Source organism: Streptomyces sp. SID3343, from assembly GCF_009865215.1.
Classification (GTDB): domain Bacteria; phylum Actinomycetota; class Actinomycetes; order Streptomycetales; family Streptomycetaceae; genus Embleya.
The window spans coordinates 1-9,906 of record NZ_WWJX01000780.1 but is presented as its reverse complement, the minus strand read 5'-3'; the positions used below and the strand labels follow the sequence as shown (position 1 = coordinate 9,906).

Annotated in this window: 6 protein-coding genes and 1 pseudogene; all 7 read right to left on the bottom strand. The window is 68.0% G+C overall.

The genetic code is table 11. From position 1 onward, the window contains the following. Positions 1-829 precede the first annotated feature (829 nt). Entirely contained in the window at positions 830-1,783 is a 954-nt protein-coding gene (locus GT354_RS24350) for a hypothetical protein (protein ID WP_161358514.1), read from the bottom strand. A gap of 2 nt (positions 1,784-1,785) precedes the next feature. After that, positions 1,786-2,766: a dipeptide epimerase gene (locus GT354_RS24345; protein ID WP_161358513.1), complete on the bottom strand. Its 981-nt coding sequence runs from the start codon at positions 2,764-2,766 to the stop codon at positions 1,786-1,788. 47 nt (positions 2,767-2,813) lie between these two features. After that, positions 2,814-4,061, bottom strand: coding sequence for an ATP-grasp domain-containing protein (locus tag GT354_RS24340; protein ID WP_161358512.1), 1,248 nt, complete (start codon positions 4,059-4,061; stop codon positions 2,814-2,816). Between the two features lie 35 nt (positions 4,062-4,096). Continuing rightward, positions 4,097-6,748 (bottom strand): aminotransferase class I/II-fold pyridoxal phosphate-dependent enzyme, encoded by a 2,652-nt coding sequence (locus GT354_RS24335; RefSeq protein WP_237535401.1) that lies wholly within the window; start codon positions 6,746-6,748, stop codon positions 4,097-4,099. 192 nt (positions 6,749-6,940) lie between these two features. Continuing rightward, positions 6,941-8,028, bottom strand: a pseudogene (locus GT354_RS24330) (IS256 family transposase); the annotation flags it as partial. Between the two features lie 598 nt (positions 8,029-8,626). Beyond that, positions 8,627-9,448 carry a hypothetical protein gene (locus tag GT354_RS24325; RefSeq protein ID WP_161358510.1) on the bottom strand — a complete coding sequence of 274 codons (822 nt, stop codon included), beginning with the start codon at positions 9,446-9,448 and terminating at the stop codon, positions 8,627-8,629. Further along, positions 9,445-9,906: sigma-70 family RNA polymerase sigma factor (locus tag GT354_RS24320; RefSeq protein WP_161358509.1), on the bottom strand; the 462-nt coding region annotated here is incomplete at its 5' end. The genes GT354_RS24320 and GT354_RS24325, both read right to left, overlap by 4 nt.

The following is a 9,906-nucleotide window of genomic DNA, read 5'->3' as shown; positions in this document are numbered from 1 at the left end:
CCGGATCACGAACGTCAGGTCACCGGCGTCGGCTGGACCCGCGAACAGGTGGGTCGTCGGCCGCGCGCCCTCTCCAAGGAGGCGCGCGGCCGACCTGCGGGCCCCGGCCTGGGCCCGTCGTCGCGCCACTGGGGCCCGGGTGCGAGTAGGGGGTTGAGTCTGGTGAAGTCGCCTGATCAAGTATCGCGAGTCCGTCGGGGTGCTTGGTTTGGCGGTGCCGTCGAGTGATCGCCGGCGGCGTATCGGCTCCAGGGCGTTCCCGCATCGATGGCCAGGGTTCCCGCATCGATGGCCAGGCGAGTGGTGCTCTCGTGGTGGTACCCGAGAGCGTCGCCGACGACGGGGGGCCGGCATCTCTAGAAGATGTCGACGGATCGCGACCCCGCGTGCCGCGCTGGTCGGGATGCCTACCAGCGCCAGGTCCTGTGGCGTGGCGGTGGTGTGGGTGGGGTTCTGCGGGTTGGTTGAGAACAACCACCGACGCGGCCGCCGCCCGCATGTTCGTCGCCGAACACCACGACCATGTCGTCCGCAAAGCCCTCACCCTCCGCCGGCCTGCTGCGCGGTCACCGAGACAGCGGGATTCTCCCGGACGTCCGGCTTCGTCGACGACACCCGAGCCTTCCGTTCGATCCCCGCCCGATACGACATGTCGCGGCGGCTGGACTGCGGCCATCTCGCCGAACCGGTCACCGAGCGCCGACTCGACGAGGACGGCCGTGGATCTGGATCACGGTCAACCCGCGAAAGGCGTTCAAACCGTGATCACCGCCCCGGCCCGCACCCTCGGCGGGCATCCCCCACCAGCCGTCGACCCCCGAAACCACGGTCATCGGGACGAGGTCGGTGTCGACACCGCAGCGGCGGGGGCCGGGTGCGTTGTGCGGCGCTGCGTGAGGATGATCCATGCCAGGCCGGTGAGGATGACGGCGATCCCGTAGAGAGTGTCCAGGGATGTGCTCAGGCGATGGTCGAACAACTGGATGGTGTAGGTGATCAGCGGGTTGAGGTTCGTCATCGCCAGCACGACGAAGGGCGCCACCTTGCGGATCCCGATTTGCAGAAGGAGAACCACACCCGAACCGAGTACCGAGAACAAGATCAGATATCCGGATCTGTCGGCAGCGGCCGACCAGTCCGCCCGAACGCCGATACTCAGTGCCGCGCAACATACGATGGTGAAGTAGAACCTGTGTGCCAGAACGGCGGAGTCGCGCCAACCGATCTGTATCAGGCGCTTGGCGCACAGCGTCAGGAACACGGTCGACAGGCCCGACACGAGGACTGCGCCGATACCGATGGCGGTCGAACGCGAGTCGACGGTCCCGAGACCGGAGTGTCCGGTGCAGGACACCCACACCAGCAGACCGCTGCCGGCGAGCACCACGGTGCCACCGGCCCACTGCGATATCCCTGCGGCACGCCGTTGGGCCACAAAGCCGGTGACGACGATGGTCATCAAGGGTGTGGCCCCGGCCTGAAGTGCCGTTCCGACGGCGGGTTCCAGGTACTTCAGACCGACGACCAGGAAGATGTACACGCCTGCCGAGGCCACGTTGAGCCCAATCACGGCGCGCCACGCGGCCGGGTTCAGAATCGGCCGCCGCCCGCGGTTGGCCACGCCGAACACGATCGAGGAGACCCCGACCATGAACAGGGTGAGCACGAACGGGTTCACCGTCTGCGCGATATTGCCGAACGCCACGTTGACCGCGGCACCCAGCATCGAGGCGAGGCCCAGCGAGGCCACGCCCCGCCCGTAGTCGGCGCCTTCGGTCGTCACGGTCAGCCCCACAGTTCCGGCGTCGGTGGGCGCAACCAACCGTTGTCGCACGCCATCGCGGGCTGGGTGTCCTCGACCAGCCACAGGTGACCGTCGAGATCGACGAACTCGGCCCGGGCAGCCGCGTGGAATCCGACCGCCGCCGACAGCGAGCTCCCCGGAAGGCAACCGACCATGATGCGTAGGCCGTCCCGCTGTGCCCGGCCGATGATGCGCAACGCGGCGGACAGCCCCCCGCACTTGTCGAGCTTGACGTTCACGCCGTCGTATCGCTCACGGACCCGGGGCAAGTCTTCCTCCGAGGCGAACGACTCGTCGGCGATGAACGGGACCGAGTGCGGCAGGTCGCGCAGTCCGTCCTCGTAGCGTGCGGCCACCGGTTGCTCGATCATCGAGACGTCGTGCTCCTGAAGGATCGGAAGCATGGTGGTGAGGGTGCGAAGGTCCCATCCGCTGTTGACATCGACGACGAGTTCGGCGTCGGGTCGCAGCTTGCGAGTGGTCTCCAGGCGCGCGATGTCGTCGTCCGAGCCGAGCTTGAGCTTGAGTTTGCGCCGGGTGGACGTGTCTTGGAGTTCGCGCAGGAACTGCTCGCGTCCGGCCAACGAGATCGTGGCCATGATCTCCAGGGGTACCGGTTCGGGCAGGTCCAAGAGGCGCCAGACCCGGCTGCCCTGTTGTTTTGCCTCCAGGTCCCACAACGCGGCGTCGACCGCGTTTCGGGCCGGGCCCGGCGGCAGAAGCGTGCTCAGTTCGGACCGGCGAACGCCCTGCTCGATCCGGGTCCTGATGCCTTCCAACTGCGCGACCACGCTGTCCGCCGAGTGGTCGAAGAAGCTTTCGAAGGGTGCTCCCTCCCCTCTTCCGACGAAGCCCTCGTCGGAGACTTCCACCTGCACGAGGGAGCAGGACAGGTCGTGCCCTCGTGCATAGGTGTAGGGGAAGGCGAAGGGGACTTCCCTGGTCCGAACGGTGAGTTCCACAGGTGCTCCGTTTCGCGTGCTCGGCGTCTTCGGTGGTTGGCTGCTCGTCAGGCGATGTCGTAGAAGTCGTTTCCGTCGAGGTGACGCATGGTGGCGATGTCGCGCATGACGACCGATTCGACGTCGTGTGCCAGGTAGAGGACGACGGGGAACGTGAAGTCGTTGACCGTCCGACGGATCTCTTCGCCCGGACGGACCAGGACCCGGAGCTCATGGAGGCTTTCCAACCGCTCGATGGCAGCCAGGCCGCGGTAAGCGCGCAGTTTTCCGGCGGTGGGGCACACCATGCCGACGCACGCCGCGTGGCGTCGGATGCGGTAGCGGCCGTTGTACCGGTCGAGAAATCGCTCGGGGCGTGTATAGGCGTCCGCCGTCCACTCCAGTTGTGCTTCGCCGAGGGCGTGTCGCGCCAGGTTCGGGAGGTCGCCGCCGCACAACCGTGCCCCGGTCTCGATCAGGACCGGTCGACCGGGCGTGTACTTCACCTCGGTGTGCGCCGGGCCGTGTCTGATCCCGAGCGCGTCGAGCACCCGGAAGGTGTAGTCGATCAGTTCCTCCTGCACCGCACCTGTTGCGGGGAGCAGGTGGGCTCCCTCCAGGAGGTCGAGTACGCCGTTGGCCGAGAGGTGCGTGGTGCGCCAGATGTCGCACACGTGGTGGTGCCCGTTCAGGCTTACGGTGTTGACGTAGTACTCGTCACCGGGCAGGTATTCCTGCGCCACGACGGCCTCGTTGCGCGTGGCCAGCACGCTGTGGGTCCCCAACACCGCTCTCGCCGCCTCCGCCGACTGCTCCGGGGTATCGCAGAAGTACACCGCGTCGCTGCCCGCGCTCCGCAACGGCTTGACGACGATGCGACCGCCCCGCGCGGCGTGCCACGCAGCCGGTTCGGCGGGGTCCGAGGTGCGGATCTGCGCGGCGGCGCGCAGGCCCGCTTGCCGAATCCGCTCGATCATCAGGTACTTGTCCCGGCGCGCGAGGCTCGCTGCCGTTCCGTTGGACCGCAGTCCGAGTCGTTCGCTGAGTGCGTCGGCCAGTTCCACGCCGGACTCGATGCCCACGATGACGTGGTCGGGACTCAGCTCGGCGAGCGCGCGCACGGTTTCGTCGAGATCGTCACGGTGTACGACGTTGGCGTCGAAGTCCCCGACGGTGAACGACTCCGTGTAGATCCGGGGGATCTGCGGGGTGCTCTGCACATGCACGCACGAGATGTCCCGTGCGCCGAACGTCGGGGCCAGCCTGGCAGCCGAGGAGTATGCGTCCACGATGGCGACTCGTTGGGGTGCGGCCATGGCAATTCTCCTGGTTCGGGGCGGGGCTCGGGTGCTCAGGTGAGGTCGACAAGGAGTTGTTCGAGGGGTTGTCCGGCGTAGTCGGCGGCCATCAGGCGATAGAAGCCGGCGAAGATCGCGTGCGAGAGCCGCTGATCGTGCAGGAACGACAGGTGCCGGGCGACGTCCGGGGGGAGCTCCTGGCCCGCTGCCAGCCGGACGAACGCTTGGGTGAGATGGCGTGGGGTGATCCGGCTGCCATGGTGGGCGTCCTCGAACAGCCACTCCCGGCTGGGCTCTTCGGTAACGCGCGGGTTGCGGCGGCGGCGTACTGCGATGCGATAGCTCTCGCCCACGACGTCGTTCTTGGTCATCACGAGGTGTTGGAGGTTGCCCTGGTTGATGTCCATCACGAATTGCGACATTCGCCCCTTCTCCCGGAACGGCACGAGGCCGGCACTGTCGACCTCGCTGGCCCCGGTCGTGCGGTGGGAGTAGGTGTTGTTGAAGCAGGAGTAGGTGACCAGGCCCAGTGTGTTGCGGCTCTCGTCCAGGAGTTCCGCGTGGAAGACGAAGTCCACCTCCGCACGCAGTGCTTCCGGAGCCAGTACGGGTGGTTCGCCCGCGACGCCCAGGATTCGGCCCAACAGTTGCGACTCGGTGGTGCGCAGGTAGTTCCCGAGTCGTCTCACGTACGGATTGGTGAGCACCAGCCGGGTCGCCCGGCCGGGGGCCAGGGAGAGGTACCAGGCGATGACATCGATGAAGTGATAGCTGGAGAAGGCCAGCGAGCCGACGCCGGAGCCGTAGCCGTGTGCGTCCCCCATCCCGTACTCGGTGGGAAGCCGATACATGCCTGCGTTCTTGACCAGGTTCAGGCTCGTGAGACCCTGCTGGTGAACGTGCTGGACCTCTTCGATCTCCCTGGCCACCGTGAGGTAGGCGTCGTTGGCGCGGCGGCGCAACGGCACGACGACATGGCAGGGTCGGACCTGCTGTTGCTTTTCCAACTCGCGCAGCAGATCGTCGAAGTCGTGTTGGATGCGGTGGGCCGCCGTCGGATCCCACGAGGCGTTCTCGGTACACACGACGGGCTTGTCGCACAGCGCGTGCAGACCCCGAGTGACTGCCCACCGCAGATACACCATGTGGTGTACCGGGTTGCACGCGATGACGAGGGCGTCGAACGGATCCCGGGCGTGCAAGGCGTCGAGTGCTTGGTACAACGCGTCGGGTGGCAGCCTCGCCGGGTCCAGCCAGATCGGTGCGTCTTCGCGCACCAGATCGACCAGCGGTGCCATGCCGAGCTCGCCGATTCCCTCCCGGTACGGATCGCGTGGATCGCAGACGGCGCCCACGCGCACGGGAAAGCCCTCCGCCTTCAGGTCCAGCAACGCGGGGACGTGGTTCTCTTTGGCCGCCCAGTGTCCGCATCCGCCGATCAGCAGGATGTTGACCGGCCGCGTGCGGTCCACGAGGTTGCCCTCCAAGGTTGATGTCGCGTCGGTGGCAGGGGGAATGGGCCGGTTGCCGTTCGCTCGGGGTGGGCGCATGGTGCGCTCGTCGTCGGTGGGCGTGATCGGATGGCCCGGACGGGGCCGTCCGACGGTCGAAGACCGGCATCCGGCAGGCTTCACGAGCGAGTTGTGTCGCGACACGGTCCGTAGCGCGGCGAGGACACCGTCGGTGGTCTCGGCATCGGCGACGGTGAAACGCACACACCCGGCGAGACCGGTCGTCTCCGAGAGATCGGCGATCGCGTATCCCAGATCGGCCAGCCCGGCCACGCATGCGCCGGCCGATACGCGGTCGGGCAGTCGCAGGGTGAGGAAGTTGCCTGCGGACGGCAGCGGGACGTATCCCAGATCACGCAGCGAGTGGGCCGTTCGTACCCGGGTGTCGCGAACCTCGTCCCAGATCGCCTGGAAGGCGTCGTGATGCCGGATCACGACGTCGGCGGCCGTGAGCGAGGCACCGGACACGGCGTGCTCCAAGGGGCCCGCGGCCAGATCTCGCAGAAGTTCGGGGTCGCCGAACATCGCCGCGATTCGGGTTCCGGCCAGTGCGTGCGACTTGGACAGGGACTGTACGACCAGCGTGCGTCCCCGGGCTCGCGTGACCGGGTCGCCGATCGGGCCGTGAAACGCCTGGTAACAGGTGTCGAGGACCAGCAAGTGGCCACGTCGCTCGGCGACTTGTGCCAGTTCGGACAACGTGTCGGGCGGGAGGACACTGCCCAGAGGCCCGTTCGGGACGCTGACTGCGATGAGCGCGTTCTTCGTGCGGCGGGCGGCTCGCACGAGCGCGTCGTGCTGCGTCGTGGGGTTGTCGAGGTCGGCGGTGATCCGACGCAAACGCAGGTTCAAGAGCCCGGCGGTCTGATGCCAGGCGGGGTAGTTCGGGTCTTGGAGAAGAACGGTGGCTCCGTCCCCCGCCCGTCGTCGGTGATGCTCGCAGACCAGGCGAAGGGCGGCGTCCGAACCCGGCGTCAACACCAGGCGGTCGGTGTCCGTGTCGAAGTAGCGGGCCAGCAGGGCCGCGGTTTCCGCGGTAGCGGGGTAGCAACGCAACGTTTCCGGAGGAATGGCGGTGGATGCCGACCTCAGAATCGTCTCCACTCGCGGATGAACCAACTCGTTCCTGGCGAGTTCGATCCGATGTGGCCGCCGTAGTCGCCGCGTCGGAGCCGGCCAGAGCTCGTCGCCCATCGGGCACCTACCTCTCGATGTGGTGGAGGGGAACTGCCATACGACCGACGACCTCGACGGCACGATCACGTGGTGGCGATCGAAGGCTGCGGGGCCCACGGTGCTCCCGCTCGAACGTTGTCCTCAGAGTGGGCCGCCCGGTGTCCCGGCCACATGAGGCCGTGGTCCCGACTTGCCGGGTGTGAGAGCTCAGGTCGGGAAGTGCCCGCGGGACTTCACGGCCCGTCGGATGCGGGCGTTCACCGACTCGATCGTGTTGGTGGTGCAGACGATCGTGCGGATCTCGGTGTCGAAGTCGAGGAACGGGACGAACTACGACCAGGCGTTCCCCCACAACCTGACGATCGCCGGGTACTTCTTCCCCCAGGCCTCGGTGAACTCCATGAACCGCTCGAGGGCGGCGTCCTCGGTGGGCGCCTGGTGGATCGGTTTGAGGGCTTTGGCGATCTTGTCCCAGTCCTGACGCCCCGCGTAACGAAACGACGCCCGCAACAGGTGGACCACGCACGTCTGCACGACCGTCCTCGGCCAGAGCGTCCCGACCGCGTCGGGCAGGCCCTTGAGGCCGTCGCAGACGAGCATCAGGACGTCCTCGACGCCGCGGCTCTTGATCTCGGTCAGCACATGCAGCCAGTACTCGGCGCCCTCGCCGCCGTCGCCGGCCCACAACCCGAGGATGTCCCGATGGCCGTCGACGGTGACGGCCAGGGCGACGTATATGGGCCGGTTGCGACCTGACCGTCCGTCACCTTGACGTGGACGGCGTCGATGAACACGACCGGACAGAAGGGATCCAAGGGCCGGTTCTGCCACTCGGCCATGCCCTCGAGGACCTTGTCGGTGATCGTGGAGATCGTCTGTCGGGACACCTCGGCGCCGTAGACCTCGGCCAGGTGGGCCTGGACCTCACCGGTCGTCAGGCCCTTCGCCGACAGGGAGATCACCATCTCGTCGACCCCCGACGGGCGCTTCTGCCGTTTGGCGACGATCCGCGGCTCGAACGAACCGTTCCGATCCCGCAGCACCGCGAGCTCGACCGGCCCCACGTCCGTGAGGACGGTCTTCGTACGGTGCCCGTTGCGGGAGTTCTCGCCGTTGCGCCCGGCCGGGTCGTTGCGTTCGTAGCCGAGATGGTCCGTGATCTCGCCCTCGAGCGCCGACTCCAGGAACCGCTTGGTCAGCTGTTGCAGCAGCCCGCCCTCGCCCACCAGGTCCAGACCGCCCGCACGGGCACGATCGACCAACTGCCCGATCAACCGATCATCGACCGCAACGAGCACCGCAGCGTCGAGGCATCCGCCTTGTCCTGCAGAGCTTCTGACGTCACATCAGTCATCAGCCGATGTCATTTCCATGATCGGAGTTACACCGAACTTTTTACAGTCCCGGGGAGTTCGCCGACGCCCTGATGTCGCGCCGCGACCACGCGCCCGCGCCCGGCCTGCGGCCCGTCGAGCTCCGCACTGTCGAGCTCCGCACCGTCGAGGTCCGCCCGGGCACCGTCCGCGACGCTGCTTGTGCTCGTCACCCCCCGCGTCGGCCGGTGTGCCGGTCGCCGGGCCGACGACGTGGTGAGCGAGCCGGGGTGGATGACGGGTCGTTCGGTTCCCGGGCCGCGGTGTGGGTTGCCTTGGAGTCGGGGATCGGTCCGGGGCCGATGATCGCGCGGCGGTCGGGCGCGGATGCTCCGTCGGCCACCGTCGTTCGGGGCACCGCCTCGCCGGGGGCGGCCCGCCGGGGCCGGCGCGCCGATGCAGTGTGCCGCAAGTGCCGGGTTCTCGTGCGACCTCAAGCGGGCCGCCGGGGCGGCCCGGACTCGCCGGCCGAGTCGATCAAGGGGAACGTCATGCCGGAGGTTCCCCTTGATCGACCACGTGGTCAGGGCCTGATGTCGGTGTGGTCGAGGAGCGTCGAACCGATGCCGGTCGCCAGGGGGTAGTCGGGGTCCGCGGCGACCATATCCGTGGCGACCAGGGCCACGTAGTGCCCGCGACGCGTGATCACCAGTTCACCGCGCTTGCCGTCGGCCTGCCAGGACCAGACGGTCGTGTCGTTCCCGCTGCTCGGCTGACGCGTCATGCAGGCGTCCGCACGAGCCGACCATGCAGCCACCATGTCGATCGAGAACTGATCACGTTGGGCCGGGCTCAGGGCCGACCCGTACGTCGAGGTGACGGCCGTCCGCAACCGACTGCCCGCCGGCGTCACGCGACGGTCGTTGAAGCCGCTCCAATTCGGGACGAGACTCTCTTTGGAGCAGGACCCGTACAGCGCGAACTCGGTCGGGAGGTACGGAGGATCATCGTGGATCGAACCGGGTTCCTTGGCCCATGCCACGCCGGGTACCGCCGGTAGGAACGAATAGTCGACCCCACCCATGGCGGGCCCGTTCTTCGGCATGGTCGGACCGTTCGACGCCGTGGCCACCGGGTTGTTCGCATCGAGGGGCCCGGCCGTCGCCCCCGACGAGGCGGCTGCGCCGGTCGACTCGTCGCCGCCCGGGAGGGCGACCCAGGCCGACACGGCGATCACGCATGCCGCCATGGTCGCGGTGCCGCCCACGCGGATCCGGTTCCGGCGCCGGATGCCGCGCGCTCGGACGTCGTCGGGTCGCGGTACGGCCGTTGCCGGTTCGGTGGCGGTGGCCAGTCCGCGCAGCCGGTCGTTCAGGATCTCGTGGTTCTTGTTGTCGTCGTTCACGATGCCCGCTCCACTCTCGTCTCGAATTCCGCGTCTGCTTCGACCAGATGGTGCAAGAGCTCCTTGCGCGCTCGGGTCAGCCGAGTGCGCAGCGTGCTCTCGCTGACCCCCAACTCGGCGGCCACGTCCGCACCGGACATGTCGCAGAGATGAAAGAGCACGACCGCCTGCCGTTGGGGCGCGGTCAGCTTGCGCAGCGCAGCCACCAAAGCCACGTGATCCGGTGACATCTCCGCCACCGAATCGGCAGTCCGGCCCTGCCGGTGATGGGCCAGCAGCCGATTTCGGGCTCGCCGCCACGTGCCGACCGCGATCCGTTGGGCGACCACGCGCACCCACCCCGTGGGGTCCCCGCCCGCGGTCAGCGCGGCCCAGCGCGGCCACGCCCGGGCGTAGGCCTCGTGCACCGCGTCCTCGGCGTCGGCGAGGTTGCCGGTCAGCGAGATCGGAAGAGCGTC

Coding starts and splice junctions, on each gene's coding strand:
- GT354_RS24340 (WP_161358512.1), bottom strand. CDS start 4,061: ATGGCCGCACCCCAACGAGTCGCCATCGTGGACGCATACTCCTCGGCT.
- GT354_RS24335 (WP_237535401.1), bottom strand. CDS start 6,748: ATGGGCGACGAGCTCTGGCCGGCTCCGACGCGGCGACTACGGCGGCCA.